Genomic DNA, 21,544 nt, shown 5'->3' on the forward strand with positions numbered 1-21,544 from the left:
AGAATCTCGCTGTACTGGCAGACTACGACGGTGATCATTGACGTGGAGGCGCCGCCGCCGCGGTCGCGCGTATCCGCGCCATCGCGGATCGGCGAGATCGATGGGCTGCGCGGAATCGCGCTGACGCTCGTCGTCGTTTTCCACTTGTTCGGCCACGGCCGCGTCTCGGGCGGCGTCGACGTCTTCCTCACGATCTCCGGGTTCCTGCTCGTCTTGTCGCTCGCGCGCGCCCTGGGCGCGGATCGTCCACTCGGCATCGCCTCGCGCTGGGGGCGCACGTTCTCGCGGCTCGCCCCGCCCGCGGCCGTTGTGCTCGTGGCCGTCACGATCCTCTCGTTCACTGTCTATTCGCCCTGGCTGCGCGAACAGAACCTCATCGAGGTCGTCTCCACCGCGCTGTACGTCGAGAACTGGCAGCTGATCACCTCCCAGCTGGAGTACGGTGCGGCCGGCCCCGAGACGAGCCCCCTGCAGCACTTCTGGTCGTTGTCGGTGCAGGCGCAGTTCTTCCTGGTCTTTCCGATCGTGGTCGCTGCGATCGTGTTTCTCATCCGGTCGGTGCGTGCTCGGGTCATCACATTCTGGGCGCTCCTGACGGTGGCGACGGCCGCGTCGTTCGCGTACGCGCTGCGCGAGAATCTGGCGGATCCGCAGAGTGCGTACTTCGACTCGTTCGCCCGTTTCTGGGAGCTCGGGCTCGGCGGACTCGTCGCGGGCATCGCGATGGCGGGGCGCGCGCTTCCGGCGAGCATGAAGGCGTTCGCGGGGTGGGCGGGGCTCGCCATGATCATCGTGAGCGGGTTCGTGTTCGACGGCGGGACGATGTACCCGGGGCCGGCGGCGCTGCTGCCTGTCGGCGGGGCGCTCCTCGTGATCCTCTCGTCCGCGGGCGGACGGCGCTCGCCCTCGGCGCTCCTCACGAGCCGGCCGCTGCGCTGGCTCGACAGCATCTCGTACGGGCTGTACCTGTGGCACTGGCCGATCCTCATCGCGCTGCTGACGCTCCAGGGGCGCGAGGCGATCGACTGGCAAGGCGCGCTCGTCGTGCTCGCGAGCGCGCTCGCCGCGACGATGCTGACGCGTCTGCTGCTGCGGGCGCCCACGACGTGGGCGACGGATCCGCGGCGGTCGATCGCGCTCGCGCTGGTGGCGATCATCGTCGCTGCGGCTCCCGCGGGCGCCCTCCTGGCGCACGCGGCGACGCAGCGGTCGCCCGTCGCCGTGGCCGGCTGCGCCGGCGCGGCCTCGCTAGATCCCGACCGCACCGATTGCGCGGACGAGATGTACGACGGCGAGCTGCAGCCGGCGCTCGAGAACCTGCGCGCGGACGACGCGAACAGGGGAGAGTGCTGGGCGCCCCTCGGCAGCGACACGGTGGCGGTCTGCGCGCTCGGCGACGAGCACGGGTACGCGAAGCGGATCCTCGCCGTCGGCGACTCGCATAACAACGTCTTGCTCGACGTCTACGAGGAGATCGCCTCGGCGCGCGGGTGGCGCATCGATGCGGCGGGGCGGGCCGGATGCCAGTGGGTATCGCCCGACGCACCCGTCTACGGGCAGAGCGATGCGGATCAGCAGGCCTGCGCAGACTGGCGCAGGGCGATCGACGAACGCGCGACGTCGGGCGAGTACGACGCGATCTTCACGACCGCCTCGTCGAAGTCGAGGTTCGCGTCGACGTCGGCCGGCGTGACGGACGACGAATATCACGCGGAGGTGCTCGTTGCGGCCTGGTCGCACCGTTCGTCGACATCGACCCCGATCATCGCGCTGCGGGACAACCCGATCTTCCCGAGCGAGATGCTCGAGTGCCTCACCGATCGGCAAGCGATCGATGCGGGGGAGTGCGCGCTGCCGCGCACGCGCGCGCTGCTCGACACGGGCGTCGACGAGGCCGTCGAGATGACCGAGAACGCCCACCTGATCGATCTCAGCGACCTGCAGTGCACCCCGGATGTGTGTTCGATGGTGCAGGGCGGGGTGGTCGTGACGCGCGACGGAGCGCATCTCACCCGCACCTACGCGGCGACCCTCGCTCCCTATCTCGACGGCGAGCTCGCGCGACTGATCCGGTGAGAACGGAGCGTTCTTGATGGTTCTCCCACCGACTCTGCGCGACACTTATGACGGTGACAATTGAGCAGACCACGAGGCGCGCGCGAACGAAGCCAGCTCGGATCACGGAGATCGATGGCCTTCGCGGCGTCTCACTGACCCTCGTCGTCGTCTTCCACCTGTTCGGTCACGGGCGAGTTTCCGGCGGGGTCGACGTCTTCCTGATGGTCTCGGGATTCCTGCTCACCCTGACCCTCGCCCGCCCGCTCGCTCGGGGCGGGACGGCCGCTCGGCGTCGTCGCGCGGTGGGCCCGCACCTTCATCCGGCTCACCCCGCCCGCGGCTGTCGTACTCGTCGCCGTCGTGGTCATGTCGTTCGTCGTATACGAGCCGTGGGCGCAGCTCGGCACGCTCCGCGAGGTCATCGCCACGGCTCTCTATTACGAGAACTGGCACCTGATCTCCGAGCAGCTCACCTACGACGCAGCCGGATCCGAGACGAGCGCGCTGCAGCACTTCTGGTCGCTGTCGGTGCAGGCGCAGTTCTTCGTCGTGCTGCCGCTCATCGCGGTCATCGTCACGCTGCTCAGCCGGCGCCGCGCGACGCGCGTGCGGATCTTCTGGGTCGCCGTCATCGTGGGCACGGCCTGCTCGTTCGTCTACGCGTGGCAGCTGAACGCGTTCGATCCGACCCGCGCATACTTCGACTCGTTCGCCCGTGCATGGGAGCTCGGATTCGGCGGGATTGTCGCCGGCCTGTGGAAGCGCGGCATCGTGATCCCGGCCGCGTGGCGCGGCATCACGGGCTGGATCGGGCTCGCCATGATCATCTCCTCGGGATTCGTGTTCGAGGGCAAGGAAGCGTATCCCGGTCCGGCCGCGCTGCTGCCGGTGCTCGGGGCCGCTGTCGTCCTGCTCTCTGCCGGCTCGACCCACAGGGCCTCGGCCTCGCGCGTGCTGTCGCACCGCAGCCTCGTCCAGCTCGACCGAATCTCGTACGGCCTGTACCTGTGGCACTGGCCGATCCTGATCGCGTACCTCACCTACCGTGGCAACACCGATGGCGTGATCGGCCCGCTCGGCGCGATCGCGGTGCTCGCGGCGGCGTACGTGGCGACGATGCTCACGACCTGGTTGCTGCGGCTTCCCACTCGGTGGGCCGCCAACCGCGGCGTCTGGACGCAGCTCGCGGCCATTGTGGTGGCGATCGCGATCGCGGTCGTGCCCGCGACGACGAGCCACGCGGCGATCATGCGCAGCGCCGACGTGCCGCTCGAGGCCTGCTCGGGCGCCGCGGCGCTGGATCCGGACCGCCCTGAATGCCACGACTTCACAGCGCACGCGAGCCGCATGCCGCCGACGGGGGTCCTGCCCGTCGAGGCGCTGCGGCGCACCGACGACGCGACGCGCTCCGAATGCTGGAGCGACATGGGCGACGACGCGTTCGACATGTGCACGCTCGGCGATCCTGACAGCGACATGCGGATCCTCGCCCTCGGCGACTCGCACCTCGCCGTGATGACGGATGCGATCGAGCAGATCGCCGAGGATCAGGGCTGGCGCGTCGACATGGCCGCGCGCGGCTGGTGCCGCTGGATGGGCGAGGACGCGCAGCTCGCGGACCTCTCCCAGATGCTGCAGGACCGGTGCACCTCCTGGCGGGAAGAGGCTGACGCCGTGGTCGACGAGGGCGGCTACGACGCGATCTTCGTAGCGGCCGCGTCGCACTCGGCGTTCGCCGTGCTGGAGGGCACGGACCAGGCCGAGTTCGAGACGGAGAAGCTGCTCGAGGCGTGGTCGAAGCGTCCCGACGCCGAGAACGTGCCGATCATCGCCCTCCACGACAATCCGATGATCCTCTCGTCGGTGCAGTCGCCGTGCTTCGGGAACGCGCGCGCCCTCAACGACGGCGACTGCTCGGTTCCGCGCGACGAGGCGATCGCCGACACGACGGGCCTCGACGATGCCGTGGCACAGGATCCGAACGCCGTGACGATCGACGTCAACGACTTCATCTGCGCGCCCGACCGGTGCAACCCGGTCGTCGGCGGTGTTGCGGTTTACCGCGACAACGCACACATGACGGCGACGTTCATCGGGACCCTCAGGCCGTACCTCGAGCGCGAGCTGGTCGACGTTCTGCCCTGATCGGTGCGGCCTTATTCAGGCAGACGGCGAAAACCTGCTCGCGCAGAGCTGACCGACGCGACGACAGTTCTCGTGGCGGTGACCGATCAGCGCCCGAGCGCGGAGCGCAGCTCGGCCGCAAGATACGGGCCGAGCGTCGAGGCGTACGTCGCCGTGATGTGGTGCGAGTCGCGGTAGACGACGACGCCGCCGATCACGGGCGGGCACACGCCGTCGGCGCAGTAGTACCGCGTGAGGTCGAGCAGCGTGGCGTTCGGATCCTCATCCACCGCGCGCTGCTTGCCATCGTCGAGCAGCACCTCGTCCTGGGGCTTCGCGCAGCGCTCGACCGCCGTCGACGGATCCTCGGAGATACACGTCACGGGCGACTCGCCGAAGTACGGGTTGTCGAGCAGCGCGAGCACCGGAACGCTCGTGTCGGGGCGAGCGGCCCACGCGGAGACCATGCCGGCGACCTTGTCGTCATCCGCGTCGGTCTCGCCCCCGCGGCTCGCGACGATGTATGCATCGACGTCGTCCGCGGTCTGCACGTACTCGTTCACCGACTGGCGCCACGACGCACACGACGCGGTCTGTTCGTCGGTCGCGAGGCTCAGATCCTCGTCGGTCCACGAGCAGCCCGCGTGCCCCGCGACGTCGATGCGCCAGCCGAGCTCGTCGGCGGCGGCCTCGTACGCGGTGAGCATCGCGTTGTTGTGCGAGTCGCCGATCGCGACGAGGTGCATGTCGGCGTCCTTCGGGCCGAACGAGCACATGTTGAGGTCGGCGATCTCCGGCCCGGCCCAGCACTCGGCGGTGTTCGCGTCGTCCTGCTCGATCTCGCTCAGCGCGGGAACGAGGGGCGCGTCATCGAGCTCGGGGTTCTCGCACGGGGCGAGCTCCGGGTCGATTGCCTGTGCCCCGAAGCAGTCGGGCTGCTGTTCGATGAGCTGTTCCTGCGCCTCGAGGGTGCTCTGCTCGCTCTGGCGCAGGAGGGCCGTGGAGCCGAGCGAGATGACGAGCACGCACGCCATGCCGGCGGCGCTCCAGATCGCGATCGTGCGCGGCCGGCGGCCGTGCAGCAGCTTGTCGGACGTGCGCACGCGATCCTCGACGTACCTCGTCGACAGCCACGCGAGCGCGATGCTGACGGCGGCGATCGCGAGCTTGTGCAGGGTCGTGAGCGGCACGCCGGTCGCGTACGGCACGATCACGATGAAGGCCCAGTGCCAGAGGTACACGGCGTAGGAGACGCGGCCCAGCATCGAGATGGGCGTGATCCGGCCGAACGGCGCGAGCAGCGACGGGGCGCCGCCCCAGATCGCGAGAACAGTGCCGAACACGGGCAGCAGTGCCGAGACGCCGGGGAAGGGCGTCTCGCCCGTGTACACGACGACCGAGATGAGGATCATCGCGACGCCGATGCCCGCGATGACGGTGCCCGGCCGAGAGCGCGTGACGGCGGGCGCAAACGCGAGCAAGGCGCCGGCGCCGAACTCCCACGCTCGGGTGAACGTCGAGAAGTAGGCGGAGCTCGGGGCGACCTGCATCTGCACGACGCTGTAGATGAAGGAGGCGATGGTCGCGACGGCGATCGCGACCAGCGTGACCGTGCGCCACGGGAGTTTGCGGAACAGCCACATCGACAGCACCATCAGCAGCGGCAGCATCACGTAGAACTGCTCTTCCGCCGACAGCGTCCAGAAGTGCTGCACGGGGGAGGCGATGTTGTCGGCTGCGAGGTAGTCGACGCTGGCGAACAGGAGGTGCCAGTTCTGCACGTACAGCGCGGAGGCGGTGACATCGCCGAAGAACTGCGGCCACAGGGCGTTCGGCACCCAGATGAGGGTGGCGATGCCGACGAGCGCGAGCACCAGCAGGGATGCGGGCAGCAATCGGGCGGCGCGACGGGCCCAGAACTTTCCGAGCGCGATCCTGCCGGTTTTCGCGCGCTCGCGAATGAGGTGGGAGGTGATCAGGTATCCGCTGATCACGAAGAAGACGTCGACCCCGACGAAGCCGCCGGTGAGGCGGTTCGGCCAGAGGTGATAGAGCATGACGCTCATCACCGCGAGCGCGCGGAGCGCCTGGATGTCGGGCCGGAACCCTCGGGTCACGCTGCGCGCGTCGCGTCGCGCGCGCACGGATGTCTCCGTCATGCGCTCCGGGTCAGCGGGCGAGGAGCCCGCGCAACTTCCGCACCACGCGGGCGGGGATCCCGCCCAGCTTGCCGTTGATGCCGCGCACCGCGCGTCCCGCGCGTCCGCCGGTGCGCGCGTTGAGCCCGCGCGCGACCAGACGCGTCGTCGAAACGGACTCCTCGGCGCGTTCCGCGCGGATCCGCATGTCGGCGAGCTCGTTCTCGAGCTGCGCGACGCGGGGCTCGACGCGCACGACGCGGGCGCCGAGGTCGTCGTTCTCGCGGATGTCGGAGATGTGGGCCGACTCGCTCGCGCGCCACTCGAAGCCGGCGATCTGCGCGACGACGTCCTCGAGGCTGCGGCCATCGGCGACGTACGGCCGCGCGCGCTCGACGACGGCCGAGTTCCATACGGTGACGGCCTCGTCGTTGTCGTGGCCCGGAGTGAAGAAGCGGATGGCGCCGATCCAGGGCTTGTCCATCATGACGTACATCTCCTGCAGGCTCTCGCTCGACAGCTCGACCGTAATCGGCATGTCGACGCGGAACGGCGCGGGGAAGACGCTCTCGGGCCTCTCCTCGGCGAAGATGACGCGGTTATCGGTCTGGAACCACTCCTTGACGAGATAGAGCTCGTTCATGGGGTCGGCGAGCATGCGACGGCGCCCGTCGTGCAGCTCGGACCACGGGCCGACGAGAACGACGTGCACGTCGGTCTGCGTGTTGTTGAGGATCCGGTCGATCGCGGGGCGCGCGTACACGGCGTTCTCGGCGGTCACCTCGGTGACGACCTTGATCAGCGGCACTTCCCAGATGCGGTTGTCGGCCTTGCGACGGTAGCGGGGGATCGCCATGCGCTGCGCGAAATGGACGTCGTTGTGCCAGGCGACTTTGGCCGCGTGATCCTGAATCGTGCCGCGGCCCATGTGCCAGCCGACGGCGTCGTGTGCGGGGATGAAGACGGCGCCCGCCTGCCAGAGCTGGTAGGCGATCTCGGTGTCCTCGCCGAGGTGCAGGCGCGTGTCCTGGCCGAACGTGCGGTCGTAGACGGCGCGGGTCACGGTCGCGCACGCGCCCATGTGCGTCGAGTAGTTGCGTCCGTCCGACGTGTTCAGGTCGTCGGTGTCGCGGTAGATCTGCTTCGACCAGTGCTCGTGCAGGTCGCTGCGGTCGTAGTCATCGCCGATCGTGCCGGCCTTGACCTTCTCGTAGACCTCTTCGGGCGTGTAGGTCCAGTCCTCGATGAAGCCCTTCTCGCCGATCGTGGCGGCCTCGGGGATGAAGTGCCCCCACTTGGCGTGCTGGCGCACGTTGTCGCGGAAGAGGATCATGTCGGAGTCGCACCAGTAGATGATGTCGCCCGTGGTCGACTTGATGCCGATGTCGGTCGCGTTCGAGCGGCCCCAGCCGTCGCTCACCTCGTGGATGCGGATGACGCGCGTGTTCTTCGGCACGAACTCGCCGAGCTCGACCGGCTCTTCGCCGCCGCCATCGTCGAGCACGACGACCTCGAGCAGGTCCTCGGGGTAGTCCTGTGCCGCGAGCGACGCGAGCGTGAACTCGAGCGTCTTGCTCTTGAACGACGGGATGATGACGGAGACCGTGAGCGTCGGCTCCCAGCCCTCGGGCAGTGTGCCGTCGAAGACGTCTCGCCAGCGGTTGCGGGAGACAATCGGGGGCGTGGCGGTCTGAGAATCGGCGGCAGTCACGTTCCGCAGTCTAGCCAGCGCGTTCTGACAGGGCTATGAGAACACTCGAAGCGCGCGGACGCTCAGGGATCGTTCAGGCGCATCGCGTGGCTTACGGATGCGGCCGCGGGTCGCCGAATAGACTCGTGGCCATGCCTGTCGATCGACGTGTCTTCAACTTTCCCGGGTGGCACGACAACCCCTACGTGCAAATCCTCCAGTCGGAGGTCATCGCGCGCGGATACGAGATGGCAGGAATCCCCGATTTCGACCAGGCCGTGATCGAGCTGACGTCGCCGGAGCGCCGCGGCGTGATCCACGTGCAGTGGACGAGCCCTGTGACGGAATGGGCGGTCAACGCCGTGGACGCGCGGCGTCGCACTGATCTGTTCCTCGACGCGCTCTACAGCGCCAAGCAGTGGGGGCGGCGGGTCGTGTGGACGATCCACAACGTGCTGCCGCACGACACGCTGTACCCGAAGACCAACATCTACCTGCACGAGAAGCTGGGGCTGCTCGCGGATGCGATCCACGTGATCTCGCCGCACACCGCGCAGATCGCCGCACAGTCGTACGCGCTGCCGATCGAGAAGATCGTCGAGATCCCGCACGCGAGCTACGACGGCGTCTACGGGGATCCCGTGGAGCGCACGGCCGCCCGCGCGGCGCTCGGCGTCGAGGGCACGGGTCCCGCGGCGCTGTTCTTCGGATGGATCCGGCCGTACAAGGGCCTCGAGCACCTCGCGGCGGCGACCCGGATCGCGTCGGAATCGGGCTCCGAGCTGCAGCTGCTGCTCGCGGGACGCCCGCAGGGCGATGTCGACGAGATCCTCGACGCGCTCGAAAACGGACCCGTGCCGCTCACGACGCACCTCAAGCGGGTGTTCCCGGAGGACGTGGCGACCTGGTTCGGTGCGGCGGACGTGCTCGTCCTGCCGTACCGCGCGATCCTCAACTCGGGCAACATGTTCCTGGCGGCGACGTACTCGCTGCCGGTCATCCTGCCCGACGAACCGCATCTCGTTGCGGAGTTCGGCGGGGAGGCGTGGATCCGGTTCTTCGACCGGTCGAACGCGGACGCCTCGCTCGCGGAGCTGCTCGCGGACGACTGGTACCGCTCGCGTGTCGCACGGTCCGCGGCGAGGGCCTTCGCCGATTCTCGCCCGCCCGAGCGCATGGCCGCGCAGTATGCCGACCTCATCGAGCGCCTGGCTGAGCGTTCGTAACATTATCGCGGGGTAGCCTGTGGGCGCCCCGACCGCCTCAATCCAGGGAGAATCGGATGCGCCGAGCCGATCGTCACAATTCCACCGCGACCGACGCCGTGCGGCTCGATTCGCCGGTCGCCGTCGCCGAGCGGATCGGTGTCGAAGCGGCACCCGTCGACGTGTTCACGATCGAGATCCCGGACGCCGACCTGCTGCGCGCGCTGGCACTGCCGCGGAATCCCGCGCAGAAGACGAGCGAGCTCCGGCTGAGGATCGAGCGCTGGGACGCGCCGTCGCCGCGCTGGCGCGGGAGGCTCGGACACGTGCGCGGCCTGAAGAGCTTCTCGTTCGACGCGGATCAGTCGAAGGGCGGCTCGAGCGCGGTCGTCGCGCTCGAGCGCGCGACGCCGGTGCACGAGATCGCCAACGCACTGATCCCGCTGTTCATGCCGAACACCCCGTTCGCGGGCGCGGGCTTCCCGCTCGTCGCGGTCGCCGCGGGAGCGGACGAGGAGGTGCTCTCGCTGCTGCCGACGCGTTCGGTGCCGCCGATCGAGCCGATGATCGAGCGCCTGCAGGGCGTCGGCCTGAAGCGGGCGGATCTGCTCATCGGCGGACCGCGCCGCCTGGCGGACGACATCGCGACGCACCACCTGACGACCGACGAGGCCGCGCGCGGGTACCCGCGCACGGAGCTCCCGACGCTCGACCTGAACGTGCACAACCCCATCGGTCGCGAGCTGCTGTTCAAGCGGTCGCGGCCGGCGCGGCGTCTCGTGCTGCTCGAGGACCGCGCGCTCATCGTGGCGATCGAGGACGACAGGGGTGCGCCGATCGAGTTCGACCTCGGCCGGCCGCTGACGGCCGCGACGGTGCGCGAGCTCCGCGGGGTGGAGAGCATCTCGCTGGATGGAATCGCCGTCGTTCCCGAGGGTCTTGCGGCGCGCTTCGCGGAGATCGCGGCGACCGACACGATCCTGCACTCGCTTCCGGCGTCGGTCGAGATCGCACCCGTTGCGCTCGCGCCGGCGCTCGTCGACGTGATCCGCCGCCCGTACGCGCAGACGATGGGTCTCGAGCGCGAGCTGCGCCAGGTCGAGGCGCGGCGCATCGCGATGCGCGAGCATGCCGGGTTCTTCCGGCTCGCCTCGGCGATCACCCGCACGACGGGGGAACGGTACCTGCCGCGCGTCAGCGTCATCCTCTCGACGATGCGCAGCGAGCTGGTTCCGGGCGTGCTGAAGATGATGGCGCAGCAGACCTACGCGCACTTCGAGGTGATCGTGGTCGTGCACGGCGTGCCCGCGCCCGCGCTCGACGGCGTGGACCTGGCGGGCCTCGACTACACGATCGTCGAGGTGCCGGACACGGTGCTGTTCGGCGGCGCGCTCGCCGAGGGCGTGCGCCGCTCGTCGGGCGACCTCATCACGAAGCTCGACGACGACGACTGGTACAGCGAGCACCACATCTCGGACCTCGTGCTCGCGCACCTCTACTCGCGCGCGGATGTGGTCGGCAAGACGACCGAGTACCTCTTCTTCGAGGAGGTCGGCCAGACCGTGCACCGCACGTTCGCGACCGAGCGGTACCACGATCAGCTCGCCGGGGGAGCGATGCTTCTCACACGCGCGGCCTTCGACGCACTCGGCGGCTGGCGCCCGACGCCCAACTCGACGGACCGCTCGGTGCTGATCCGCGTCGAGACGCAGGGCGGCATCGGGTACCGCACCCAGAGCCTGGGGTACCTCTATATCCGACACGCATCGAAGCACACATGGGAGCGCACGGCCTCGCAGCTCGTGAACGGCGCGTTCGAGCAGTGGCGCGGGTGGCGGTATCCCGAGGTGGGTTCCTGACCAGGTGATGCACACGGCGTGCGACGCGTCGTCATCAGGATGACGGCGCGTAAGTACGCGACCGCGGGAACCTCGTCCTACGCGACGAATTCATCGGGCCGCTGCTATGTCGAGAGCCGCTTCACGATCTTTGCAGGAACGCCCGCGACGACGACGTCGTCCGGCACGTCTCCGGTGACGACGGATCCCGCGGCGACCACGGACCCTGCACCGATCGTCACGCCGGCGAGAACGGTCGTGCTCGCACCGATCCACGATCCGTCACCGACGCTGATCGCGTCGTGACGCACCGCGCCCGCCCGGCGCTCGTGCGAGCCCATGTCGTGGGTGTCGGTGACGAGCCTCACGAACGGGCCGATGTTGACCCGATCGCCGATCGTCGTGTTGGGGCGAACGTAGCAATCTCGATTGATGAACACGTCCGCACCGATCGAGATGTCGCCCGTGAACTCGCTGCCGCGATAGATGCGCGAGCCCGCCCCGACGCTGATCGTCACGCGATCGGAGTGGTTGAAGACGACGTCCGAGTCGACCTTCGCGTCGTCCGCGATGTTCAGCATGGCAATAGTCTGCCAGCGCGTGCGGCCCCGGGCAGAGTCGGCGGACTCGCGCGGCGAGTCGCGCGGGTCGTGCGAGCGGCTTGCTCCGCGGCCCCGCGCGCCCCGGTCCCGCACGCTATGGGCGCGGAAGCCCCGGAGGATTGACCAGCGACTCCTCGACCCCCTCATCCTCGAGGCCCCAGCGCTCGAGAGCCTCGTCGTACGTGCCGTCGTCGATGATCGAGTTGAGCACGATCGCGACGGGGTCGATCAGGCCGTTGCCCTTCGCCGTGGTGACGCCGATCTGCGCGGTTTCGGGGAAACCGCCGTTGATGGTGCCCACGACCTTCGACTCTCCGCTGACCGCCGCCGCGTAGGCGGCCGTCGGGTTCGGCCCGAAGATCGCGTCGACGCGTCCGGATGCAAGTGCGAGCTGCGCCGCGGCGTTGTCGTCGTAGTACACCGGCTCACCCGGATCGATGCCGTTCGCCTCGTTCTCGGCGAACCAGTCGAGCAGGATCTTCTCCTGATTCGTGCCGCTGCCGACCACGACCTGCAGACCCGAGACGTCCTTCGCCTCGGAGATGGAATCGATGCCGCTATCGGCCTGCACCTGGAACGCGATCACGTCGTTGCGGTGCGTGGCGAAGTCGAACAGATCCTTGCGCTCCTCCGTGACCGTGACGTTCGAGACGACGGCGTCGTACTTGCCCGATTCGACGCCGAGCGGCCAGTCGGCCCACGCGACGTTCTCGGGCGCGAACTCGAGGCCGAGTCCGTCCGCCACGAGCGAGGCGATGTCCGGCTCGATGCCGAGGATCGTGCGGTTGTCGTCCTCGGCGAGGAACCCCAGCGGCGTCGATCCCGCGCTCACCGCGACCGTCAGTTTGTCGTCCTGGATCGGCTCGAATCCGCTCGCCTCGAGCGCCGCGACGGCCTCCGGAACCGGGTCGATGTGCGGACGGTTCTCGGCGTTCGCGGTCGTCAGGTCGAACGGGCTCTCGCCCTCGCTCGCTGCCGGCGCTTTCGCAGCGTCGGCCGACGCCGCGTCGCCGTCGGTGACCACGGCGTCGCAGGACGCAAGGCTGGCGACGGCGCCGATGAGGATGAGGGCGGCTGCCGCGCGCCGCGGGCGGATCGTGAGGGTCATGGCGTGTCCTTTGCGTTCGGTGAGAGGGATCAGATGACCCAGTCGAGGAATTCCTGCGTGCGTGTCTGCTCGGGGGTGCGCAGTACCCGCGACGGCGGGCCCTGCTCGATGATCCGGCCGCCGTCGAGGAACACCGCGTGGTCGGATACCTCGGCCGCGAAGCCGATCTCGTGCGTGACGATGATGAGGGTCGTGCCGCCGTGCGCAAGGCTGCGGATCGTGCGCAGCACCTCGCCCACGAGCTCCGGATCGAGCGCGCTCGTCGGTTCGTCGAAGAGCAGCACATCCGGATCCAGTGCGAGCGCCCGCGCGATCGCGACGCGCTGCTGCTGCCCGCCCGAGAGCTGGCGCGGATAGTGGCCCGCGCGATCCGCGAGTCCCACGCGCTCCAGCAGCTCCCGGCCGCGGGCGATCGCCGCGGCGCGCTTCGCCCGCTTCAGCGCGATCGGCGCCTCGATGATGTTCTCCAGCGCCGTGAGGTGGGGGAACAGGTTGAAGTTCTGGAAGACCATCCCCACGCGCGTGCGCCGCTCGAGCACCTTCTTCTCGGGCAGCTCGTGCAGTTTGTCGCCGCGGCGCTCGTATCCGATGTGCGCGCCGTCGCTCGTGACCGAGCCCTGATCGATCGTCTCGAGGTGGTTGATCGCGCGCAGCAGCGTCGACTTGCCCGATCCCGACGGCCCGAGCAGCGCCACCACCTGGCCCGGTTCCACGCGCAGGGTGATGTCGTGCAGCACCTCGTGCTCGCCGTACGACTTGTGGAGGCCGGTGATCTCGACGAGCCCGGCCCGGGCGGAAGCGGTCATGCGGGTTCTCCCGAGGTCTGTGGGGTCTGAGAGCGGACGCGGGCCGTCGCCGTTCGGAACGCGCGCCGCAGCTTCTGCAATGGGGTGGGCGGCAGCTCCCGCGCCGCGCCCCGGGAGAACCTGCGCTCGACGTAGAACTGGGCGATGCTGAGCAGCGTCGTGAAGATCGTGTACCAGACGGCCGCGACGAGCAGCAGCGGAATCACCTGCTGGTTGCGGTTGTAGATCACCTGCACGGTGTAGAACAGCTCGGGCAGCGCCACGATGAACACGACCGACGTTCCCTTGAGCAGGCCGATGACCTCGTTGAAGGCGTTCGGCAGGATCGCGCGCGCCGCCTGCGGCAGCACGATCCGCCGGAACCGCCGCAGCTGCGGGATGCCGAGCGCACGCGCTGCCTCGAGCTGACCCTGGTCGACCGACAGCAGGCCGCCGCGAATGATCTCGGCCGAGTACGCCGCCTGGTGCAGCGAGAGCCCCAGGATCGCGGCGACGGTGGACGACAGCAGCCGCACCGTGTCGAACTCGACGACCCAGAAGTCATACGTGAACGGCCACCCGATGCCGAGCGTGGGGAACAGGTAGCCGAGGTTGTACCAGACCACCAGCTGCACGACGAGCGGCACCGAACGGAAGAACCAGATGAAGCCCCACGCGAAACCGTTCAGCAGGGGGGATCCCGACAGCCTTGCGAGCGCGAGCAGACCGCCGAGCGCGAAGCCGATCACGGCTGAGGCCGCCGTCAGCCACAGCGTCAGCCACAGTCCCCGCAGCACCGCCTCGTTGAAGAAGTGATCCGCGAACACCGGCCATCGCCACTGCGGATTCGTGAAGAAGGTCCACACGAGCTGCGCGAGCAGGAAGACGGCGATGGCGCTGAAGACCCACCGCCACCAGTGGCGCAGCGGGACGACGTCGAGGGCGCCGGGGTGCGCGGGTTCGGTGCGGGTCAGCGGGGGCATGCCTGAAATCTAAGGGCCGCCCGCCGCGCCGCCTAAGTCAGTGACGAACTAAGAATCGCCGTGACGACGTATTGCCGCATATTGCGAAGTGCGTCGCGACGAACCGCCTATCAGTCGGCCAGCGGCGCCATGATCTCGAACGACTTGTCACTCGCGAGAGCGAACCCATCGCGCATGCCGCGCCACAGGTTTCCCCACCCCTTCTTCGTGATCCTGCGCTCGACGAACGCGAGGCGGATCAGCTCCTTCGAGAAGGTCGCCGCCGTGCCGATCGCGAACATCAGGGGCCGGTAGTCGCCGTGCGCGCGGTAGTAGTGGGCCATGATGCCGCGGTTGCGCATGATGTAGTACCGGTACATGTCGCTCGAGGCATTGAGGTGGCGCGTGCCCATGTCCCACTGCTTGATCTCGCGCGTGCGCTGCAGCACGAATTCGTCGACGATCACGCACGGCGTCCGGCGCGAGGCCAGGTACCCGTAGATCGTGTCGTCCCAGTAGATGAAGAACCGCGGATCCGGCAGCCCCAGCTCCTTCACGAGCGAGCGGTGGATGAACATGCCCTCGAAGCAGCCCGAGTTCATCTCGCGGTATCCGGAGTCGTCGAATCCGGCCGGCGCGAACGGGATCGGGATGCCGAGCGACGTCGACACCCGGTACTGCCAGTAGAACTCCGAGCCGTCGTAGTCGTAGCGGCGGCCCTGGATGTGGCGGAACTTCGGCGCCCACGCGCCCATCCGCTCCAGCCCGTCGGGCAGCACCTCGACGTCGTCGTCCATCAGCCAGATCCATTCGGATCCGAGCTCGTACGCCGTCTCCATGCCCGCGCTGAAGCCGCCCGCACCGCCCGTGTTGGTCTCCAACCGGCGGTACACGACCTCGGTTCCGGTCTCCGGCGACAGGCGCTCGACGACCTCCGGCGTGTCATCGGGGGAGGCATTGTCGATCACGACGACGTGGCCCGGCTTCGGATCCATCGTGCCGATCGATGCCAGGGCGCGGCCGAGCAGCGCCGAACGGTTGAAGGTGACGATCACGATCGTCGCGGATGCGGGGTCGAACGAAGTGCTCATGCGTCTGCCTCGAAACTCTCCACCCACTCATTGTCCGCCACGAGCTCCGGGAGTGCCTCCCGGTACTCCCTGGCGAGCCGCGGCCACTGCTTCTTCAGCTTGCGATGCAGGCGGATCGAGTCGTACAGCATGCCGCGGAACGTGCCGCGGTTGCGCGTGTAGATCTGTTTTCCGGATCCGTCGGCCGCCGAGATGAGCGCCGAGTCGAACGCGGGCACGCGCCACCAGTGCGCGTCCTCCTTGCCGAACTCGACCTCGGGCGTCGCGACGTTCTCCGGGGCCGGCTTCCGGATCAGGTGGCTGAGAAGCGCGCGCGCCGTGAAGATCCTCAGGCGCATGCCCGTCGGGCTGTCGAACTCGTGCCGGCGGTGCAGCTGGAACACCTGGCGTCCGCGGCGCGAGTGCAGCACCTCGTCCGGATCCTTGTGCACGACCGTCTCCGGAAACTTCTGCGCCATCTTGCGCGCGAGCGGCATGCGGGTCGCGAGCGTCTTGCGCATGTGATCCGGGCCCGACAGCACGTCGCGCAGCGCGAGGTTCCGCAGCGCGGTCGGATAGTACTGCATCATCATCAGGTGCTTGAGGTCCATCCGGCGGCTGTGCCGCAGCAGCGTGCCGCCGTTCGGAACCGTCGAGTGCAGGAGTGCCGCGACAATGCGGTTGCGCGCGTGGAAGTAGGCCTGCCAGTCGATCGAGTCGTCCTTGCCGACCCACGACACGTGCCAGAGCGCCGCGCCCGGCAGCGTCACGGTCGGCACGCCCTTCGCGCGTGCGCGCACCGCGTACTCGGCGTCGTCCCACTTGATGAAGGCCGGCAGCGGCAGCCCCACCTCGGCGATCACCGAGGTCGGGATGAGGCACATCCACCACCCGTTGTAGTCGGCGTCCATGCGCATGTGCAGCTGCTTGGCCTGCCGCAGGTTCTGCTCGCCGAAGTCGTGCGGCATCTGCTCCTGGTAGAGCGTGCGCCACATGAACGGCGCCTCGTCGATGACCTCGGCCCACGCGTGCAGCTTCGGACGATCGAGCAGGTCGAACATGTGCGCGCCGACGATGACCGGCTTCGTCGCGAAGCGGCCGAACACGACCGAGCGGCGGATCGATTCGGGCTCGATCCGCACGTCGTCGTCGAGCAGCTGCACGAAGTCGCTCTCCGGGCGCTGGAGCGTCTCGTGCATTGCGCGCGCGAACCCGCCGGATCCGCCGAGGTTCTTCTGCGTGATCAGCTGGAGCTGATCGCCCAGGGCACCCGAGACCGCATCGAAGTTCGGCTGCGCGTCGACGCGATCGTTCCCCTGATCGATGAGGAAGATGCGGTCGACGACCTCGAGCACGCCCGGGCTCGCGGCGAGCGCCTCGAGCGTCTCGACGCAGTACGTCGGCTTGTTGTAGGTCGTGATGCCGAGCGAGGCCTTGCCCGCGCGCGCCGGCTGCTGCGTGGTCGTCCACTCGGCGCCGTCGAGGATCACGTCCTGCCGGCCCGAAACGATGTCGAACCAGATCCATCCGCCGTCCGAGAACTGCGTGAGCGGGATCTCGAACGACGACGTCGTCGCTTCGCCCGTCACCTCGGCCGTGTCGATACGCTGCTGCACACCGGATCCGTTCGAGCGGTACACGAGGACCGTCGCCTCGCCCGTCGTCCGCACCGTCAGCGTCACCGAGCGGATCGCCGTCCAGTGCTGCCAGTACGAGGCGGGGAAGGCGTTGAAGTAGCTCGCGAACGACGTGCGGCGCCCCTTTCGCACGCGCACGCTCTCGCGCCCGAGCACGTCCCCGATGTGGGCGCCCGTCGCGACCCGCACCGGCTTCTCGTCGATCGTCGACCAGGAGTCGGCGTCGAGGTACAGGGGCAGGAGGTCGGGGTCGCGATCAGTGGGGAAGACCACGTTCTGCAGAACGAACGGCATAGACAAGTGCTCCGTCGGGATCGTGAGGGGCGGCGCCGCGGCTCGCGCAACGACCGAATCGAGCCTACCTGGCGGATCGATTCCCGCCCTGAGGGCGAGCCGGGGGAGGCTCGGGCGCCCGCGGATCGATCGACAGGCGCCAGGACCGCTCGCGTCCGGCCCGCACCGCGCACATCACGAGCAGCATCCAGCCGATTCCGGTGAGCGCATAGCTCTCGAAAACGGATGTGACGAGCAGGGCCACGAGCGTCAGCGGCAGCCACGCGTGCACGACCGAGCGCCGATCGGCCGCCGCCAGCCACGCGCGCACGAGAGCGACGCCGCCGAGCAGCGCGAACAGCAGCAGCCCCACCCAGCCGAGCTGCAGCAGGACGTCGAGATAGGCGTTCAGGCCCGAGAAGTTGGGGGAGGACAGGGCGAGGTTGATGACGTTCGTCGGGAACGGCTCGTTATGCCACGTGCCGAACAGGCTCCACCCGGTCACTGGTCGGCGCCCGATCCATTCGATCGTCTCCTGCCACAGCTGGGTGCGCGTGCCGAAGCCGGATCTGCTCGCGAAGAACGCGGCGATCTGGCGGTGCATGACGAGCGCGAGCGCGATGCCGACGAGCGTCGCGCCGCCGATCACCGCGTCCACGCCGCGGCGGCGGGCGTGGGGCGTGCGCCGGGCGTAGGAGAGCGCGAGCTCCGCCACGACGACGACCACGATCGTGACGAGCGCGGTCGGCGAGCCCGACAGCACGACGAGCAGGCCCGCGAGGATGAGCGAGTACACGGCGACGCGGCGGGCGACCGCGCGCGCACGCCACTCGATCACGAAGGTGATCAGGGCGAGGACGGCGACGAACCCGAGCATGTTGCGCGATCCGAACAATCCTTGGATGGGGCCGCCGTACGCGATGAGCCCCTTGACTCCGAGCGCCTCGAGCGGGGCGTCGAAGATGATGCCCGAGAACACCTCGATCGCGAGCGATGCCGCGAGCAGCCATCTCAACACGTCGCCCACGGCGCGCGCCACCTGCAGGGTGTCGCGCACGTGCGCGATGGTCACGGCGATCGCGGCCCATCCGACGAGGGCCAGCCACGCCGCCATCGTGCGGGCGTACGCGCCGTCGAGCGCCCACGCGAGGCTCACGATCGACCACACGAGGAAGAGGAACAGGCTCGTCGGGGCGAATCCGATCAGGGAGAGCTCGTCGCGCCGCGCCGCCAGGATCGCGATGCCGATCACCGCGAGGCCCCCGATGATCGTCGTGACCGTGACGAGGCCGTTGACGCGCTGGATCGACCCGGCGAGGAACCCGAGCGTGAGCGCCGCAAGCGTGTAAGCGCGCGCGAACGGCGCCGACCTCAGGAGGTCGGCGAGCGCGCTGCGCGCCGCGCGGCGCATGGAGTTCACGGCGTCCGACGCTGCCGGAGCTTGCTCGTGAAGAGCACGACGAGCATCCAGCCCCACAGCATGATCGGGTTCGACTCGGCGATGCCCTGGGCGAGCAGCGCCCACAGGATCAGCAGCGGCACGAGCGACAGGGGAGAGAAGGGCAGCGTCTCGACGCCGACGCCGCGCGGCCGGTCGACAGCGTGGAACCACGCGCGCCACACGGCGGATCCGTACACGATCGCGATGACGAGGATGCCGGCCGCGCCGAGCTGCAGGAAGACGTCGAGCCACATGTTGTGCGCCTCGAAGACGGTGATGCCGTGGTCGATGATCCACCCGTCGAAGGCCGGGTCCCACGGCACCCACGGCGACGAGAACCCGTGGCCGAACGCCGGCCGGTCCCGCGCGCGGTCGATCACCTGGTCCCAGATCTCGCTGCGCCCCGTCAGGCCTCCGTCGCGGCCGAGCAGGGCCACGATGCGGTTGTAGCCGAACACGGCGATCGCCGCTCCTCCCGCGGCGACGAGCGTGCACAGCACGTAGATCCGCGTGCGGCCCGACGGCGACGACTCGCGGCGCATCAGGAGCGCCGCACAGAGCACCGCGACCGCCAGCGCGCCCGCGACGATGCTGGTGGCGGATCCCGCGCGCAGCAGGATCCACACGGCGGCGAGCAGCCACAGCGACCGCGCGACGATGCGCTCGGCCGGCAGCCGCTCGATCACCGCGAGCCGCAGCCGGGCGGCGAAGACGATGATCGCGATGACCGCGAGCATGCCGAGCAGGTTCGAGTTGCCGACGATGCCCTGGATCCTCTCGCCCACGAGCCACGAATCGAACAGGTTGCCGCGCACCCAGTACCAGTGCGGATCCGGGTCGCCGTCGACCGGGAAGAAGTTCGGCATGATCGGGTGGTGCAGGATCACGGCGACCCACACCTCGATGGCGATCGACCCGCCGATGATCCAGCGCAGGGCCGCCTCGAGGGCCCGCACGATCTCGCGCCACGACAGCATGTCGGCGATGATCACGCCCTGCAGGGTGAAGGCCACGAGCACGACCCACGTCGCGACGGTCGCGCCGGGCCAGTCCGACCACGCCGTCGAGGCGCCCGCGAGGGCGACGTAGCCGAGCGCCGCCCAGGGCAGGCGCTGCCACGCGAACCCGCGTCGGGCGACGCGGGGGATCCAGATGGCGAGCGAGCCCGCGACGACGAGCGCGATGAGAATCGCGGCTCCGATCGCGCCCAACAGGTTGTACCACCACGAGTAGGCGAGGCCGCTGAACAGCACGAATGCGGCATACGCGCGCATCGCGAGATGGCTCGTCGCTTCGCGTTCGGGCGCGACCGGCGGGTGCGCCACGGGGTGTCGGGTCAGGCGGGCCATGTGATCAACTCTATTCTTTAGGCATGCTGGTGCGACTGAGCAATGCCCCCCGCCCGTTCGATTGGGGTTCGGAACACCTCATCGCCGACCTCGAGGGGCGCCCCGCATCCGGCCCGGAGGCCGAGGTCTGGTTCGGAGACCACCCGGCCGACCCCGCCGACGTCGAAGACGGATCCGGGCGCACCCTCGACGCGTGGATCCGCGACGAGACGGACGGCGCGCGCCTGCCGTACCTGCTGAAGATCCTCGCCGCCCGCCAGTCGCTGTCGATCCAAGCGCACCCGACGAAGCGGCAGGCCGAGGAGGGCTGGGCCGCGGAGCGCGAGCTGCCCGAGGCTGCGCCGCACAACTACGCCGACGACAACCACAAGCCCGAGATGATCGTGTCGCTGTGCGACGAGTTCGTCGCCCTCTGCGGGCTGCGCGACATCGAGCGCACCCGCGAACTGCTCGCCGAGCTCGGCGACGCGGCATCGCCGCTTCTCGAGAGGATCCGCGACGACGCCTCGCTCGCCGACGCCATCGCCTGGCTGCTGTCGGGCGACGCGCAGGAGACCGTCGAGGCGATCTCGCTCGCGCTTGCGGACGCGAGATCCGACGCCTTCGCCGCCGACTTCGACAACGCGCGGCGCAACGCCGCCGACTTCCCGGGCGACCCCGGCGTCGTCGTCGGCCTGCTGATGAACCTCATGACGCTCGGCTACGGCGAGGCGCTCTTCCTCCGCGCCGGCCAGCTGCACGCCTACCAATCCGGCATCGGCGTGGAGATCATGGCCGCGAGCGACAACGTCATGCGCGGCGGCCTCACGCCGAAGCACATCGACGTCGCCGAGCTGATGCGCGTTCTGGAGCGAAAATCGGGGCCCGTCGCGCTCGTTCGGCCCGTTTCCGCTGGGAGCGGATTCGACGAGTATCCCGTCGAGATCGACGACTTCCGGTTGCTGCGCGCGACGCTCGGCGACGGCGGATCCGCCGCGGCCGACCTCGACGGCACCGCGATCGTGCTCAGCGTGTCGGGCACGGCGAGCGTCACGGCGGGTTCGGGGAGTATCGATATCATGCCGGGCCGCGCGGCGTTCGTCACGGAGGAGTCGGCGCTGGAAATCACCGGGTCAGGCGAAGTTTTCGTCGCTCTTTCGGGAGTATGACGCCTCCTCGAGACACGCCGAAGGGCCGCTAACCTTCAATCCGGGGATGAGGCCCTTACGATGATCGACTTGAAATTAACGAATCACACGGGTGTAATTACCCAGGGAAGGCATTG

General features: G+C 69.0%; 16 protein-coding genes. 5 read left to right on the forward strand and 11 right to left on the reverse strand.

Annotated features, from left to right (window positions below):
* Nucleotides 1–30 precede the first annotated feature (30 nt).
* Nucleotides 31–2,076: an acyltransferase family protein gene (locus tag G510_RS0106265; RefSeq protein WP_029152945.1), complete on the forward strand. Its 2,046-nt coding sequence runs from the start codon at nt 31–33 to the stop codon at nt 2,074–2,076.
* 131 nt (nt 2,077–2,207) lie between these two features.
* On the opposite strand, the gene G510_RS0106270 is transcribed toward G510_RS0106265, so the two are convergent.
* Nucleotides 2,208–2,426, reverse strand: coding sequence for a hypothetical protein (locus tag G510_RS0106270; RefSeq protein ID WP_029152946.1), 219 nt, complete (start codon nt 2,424–2,426; stop codon nt 2,208–2,210).
* On the opposite strand from G510_RS0106270, the gene G510_RS0106275 reads away from it, so the two are divergent.
* Nucleotides 2,419–4,203, forward strand: coding sequence for an SGNH hydrolase domain-containing protein (locus G510_RS0106275; RefSeq protein ID WP_029152947.1), 1,785 nt, complete (start codon nt 2,419–2,421; stop codon nt 4,201–4,203). The two genes, G510_RS0106270 and G510_RS0106275, sit on opposite strands and share 8 nt — an antisense overlap.
* Nucleotides 4,204–4,289: 86 nt before the next feature.
* Here the strand turns inward: G510_RS0106275 and G510_RS0106280 are convergent, their stop codons facing one another.
* Together G510_RS0106280 and G510_RS17470 are read right to left on the reverse strand one after the other, a co-directional pair.
* The gene (locus tag G510_RS0106280) at nt 4,290–6,341 is read right to left on the reverse strand and encodes an acyltransferase family protein (protein ID WP_029152948.1); all 2,052 of its coding nucleotides are present in this window, start codon (nt 6,339–6,341) and stop codon (nt 4,290–4,292) included.
* 10 nt (nt 6,342–6,351) lie between these two features.
* Complete coding sequence (locus tag G510_RS17470) at nt 6,352–8,031, reverse strand: glycosyltransferase family 2 protein (protein WP_051216477.1); 1,680 nt, start codon at nt 8,029–8,031, stop codon at nt 6,352–6,354.
* A 131-nt stretch (nt 8,032–8,162) separates the two neighbouring features.
* On the opposite strand from G510_RS17470, the gene G510_RS0106290 reads away from it, so the two are divergent.
* Both G510_RS0106290 and G510_RS17475 read left to right on the forward strand, forming a co-directional pair.
* Complete coding sequence (locus G510_RS0106290; protein WP_029152949.1) at nt 8,163–9,236, forward strand: glycosyltransferase; 1,074 nt, start codon at nt 8,163–8,165, stop codon at nt 9,234–9,236.
* Between the two features lie 56 nt (nt 9,237–9,292).
* Complete coding sequence (locus G510_RS17475) at nt 9,293–11,074, forward strand: glycosyltransferase family 2 protein (RefSeq protein ID WP_051216480.1); 1,782 nt, start codon at nt 9,293–9,295, stop codon at nt 11,072–11,074.
* 104 nt (nt 11,075–11,178) lie between these two features.
* On the opposite strand, the gene G510_RS15620 is transcribed toward G510_RS17475, so the two are convergent.
* From G510_RS15620 to G510_RS18810, 8 genes are all read right to left on the reverse strand, one after another.
* Nucleotides 11,179–11,634 (reverse strand): acyltransferase, encoded by a 456-nt coding sequence (locus G510_RS15620; protein WP_051216482.1) that lies wholly within the window; start codon nt 11,632–11,634, stop codon nt 11,179–11,181.
* 115 nt (nt 11,635–11,749) lie between these two features.
* A complete protein-coding gene (locus G510_RS0106305; RefSeq protein WP_029152950.1) occupies nt 11,750–12,763 on the reverse strand; it encodes an ABC transporter substrate-binding protein in 1,014 nt (337 codons plus the stop codon).
* A 29-nt stretch (nt 12,764–12,792) separates the two neighbouring features.
* Nucleotides 12,793–13,569, reverse strand: a complete 777-nt coding sequence (locus G510_RS0106310; protein WP_029152951.1) for an amino acid ABC transporter ATP-binding protein — start codon at nt 13,567–13,569, stop codon at nt 12,793–12,795.
* Nucleotides 13,566–14,531: an amino acid ABC transporter permease gene (locus tag G510_RS15625; RefSeq protein WP_084644238.1), complete on the reverse strand. Its 966-nt coding sequence runs from the start codon at nt 14,529–14,531 to the stop codon at nt 13,566–13,568. The genes G510_RS0106310 and G510_RS15625 overlap by 4 nt, the downstream gene beginning before the upstream one ends.
* A gap of 110 nt (nt 14,532–14,641) precedes the next feature.
* Complete coding sequence (locus tag G510_RS0106320; protein WP_029152952.1) at nt 14,642–15,601, reverse strand: glycosyltransferase family 2 protein; 960 nt, start codon at nt 15,599–15,601, stop codon at nt 14,642–14,644.
* A complete protein-coding gene (locus tag G510_RS0106325; protein WP_029152953.1) occupies nt 15,598–17,511 on the reverse strand; it encodes a glycosyltransferase in 1,914 nt (637 codons plus the stop codon). The genes G510_RS0106320 and G510_RS0106325 overlap by 4 nt, the downstream gene beginning before the upstream one ends.
* A 64-nt stretch (nt 17,512–17,575) precedes the next feature.
* Nucleotides 17,576–18,901, reverse strand: a complete 1,326-nt coding sequence (locus G510_RS18805) for an O-antigen ligase family protein (RefSeq protein ID WP_029152954.1) — start codon at nt 18,899–18,901, stop codon at nt 17,576–17,578.
* 5 nt (nt 18,902–18,906) lie between these two features.
* Nucleotides 18,907–20,280 (reverse strand): O-antigen ligase family protein, encoded by a 1,374-nt coding sequence (locus tag G510_RS18810; RefSeq protein ID WP_245563243.1) that lies wholly within the window; start codon nt 20,278–20,280, stop codon nt 18,907–18,909.
* Between the two features lie 23 nt (nt 20,281–20,303).
* Here G510_RS18810 and manA point away from each other — a divergent pair, with 23 nt between their 5' ends.
* On the forward strand, nt 20,304–21,428 hold the full coding sequence (gene manA, locus G510_RS0106340) for a mannose-6-phosphate isomerase, class I (RefSeq protein WP_029152955.1): 1,125 nt from the start codon (nt 20,304–20,306) through the stop codon (nt 21,426–21,428).
* Nucleotides 21,429–21,544 lie beyond the last annotated feature (116 nt).

This window comes from Microbacterium gubbeenense DSM 15944, from assembly GCF_000422745.1.
Lineage (GTDB): Bacteria > Actinomycetota > Actinomycetes > Actinomycetales > Microbacteriaceae > Microbacterium > Microbacterium gubbeenense.

Bases quoted from the DNA above. Each gene is read 5' to 3' on its own strand.
- G510_RS15620 (WP_051216482.1), bottom strand. From the start codon at position 11,634: ATGCTGAACATCGCGGACGACGCGAAGGTCGACTCGGACGTCGTCTTC.
- G510_RS0106290 (WP_029152949.1), top strand. From the start codon at position 8,163: ATGCCTGTCGATCGACGTGTCTTCAACTTTCCCGGGTGGCACGACAAC.
- G510_RS18805 (WP_029152954.1), bottom strand. From the start codon at position 18,901: ATGCGCCGCGCGGCGCGCAGCGCGCTCGCCGACCTCCTGAGGTCGGCG.
- G510_RS0106310 (WP_029152951.1), bottom strand. From the start codon at position 13,569: ATGACCGCTTCCGCCCGGGCCGGGCTCGTCGAGATCACCGGCCTCCAC.
- G510_RS18810 (WP_245563243.1), bottom strand. From the start codon at position 20,280: ATGGCCCGCCTGACCCGACACCCCGTGGCGCACCCGCCGGTCGCGCCC.
- G510_RS0106320 (WP_029152952.1), bottom strand. From the start codon at position 15,601: ATGAGCACTTCGTTCGACCCCGCATCCGCGACGATCGTGATCGTCACC.
- G510_RS15625 (WP_084644238.1), bottom strand. From the start codon at position 14,531: ATGCCCCCGCTGACCCGCACCGAACCCGCGCACCCCGGCGCCCTCGAC.
- G510_RS0106305 (WP_029152950.1), bottom strand. From the start codon at position 12,763: ATGACCCTCACGATCCGCCCGCGGCGCGCGGCAGCCGCCCTCATCCTC.
- G510_RS0106280 (WP_029152948.1), bottom strand. From the start codon at position 6,341: ATGACGGAGACATCCGTGCGCGCGCGACGCGACGCGCGCAGCGTGACC.
- G510_RS17475 (WP_051216480.1), top strand. From the start codon at position 9,293: ATGCGCCGAGCCGATCGTCACAATTCCACCGCGACCGACGCCGTGCGG.
- G510_RS0106325 (WP_029152953.1), bottom strand. From the start codon at position 17,511: ATGCCGTTCGTTCTGCAGAACGTGGTCTTCCCCACTGATCGCGACCCC.
- manA (WP_029152955.1), top strand. From the start codon at position 20,304: ATGCTGGTGCGACTGAGCAATGCCCCCCGCCCGTTCGATTGGGGTTCG.
- G510_RS0106270 (WP_029152946.1), bottom strand. From the start codon at position 2,426: ATGACCACGACGGCGACGAGTACGACAGCCGCGGGCGGGGTGAGCCGG.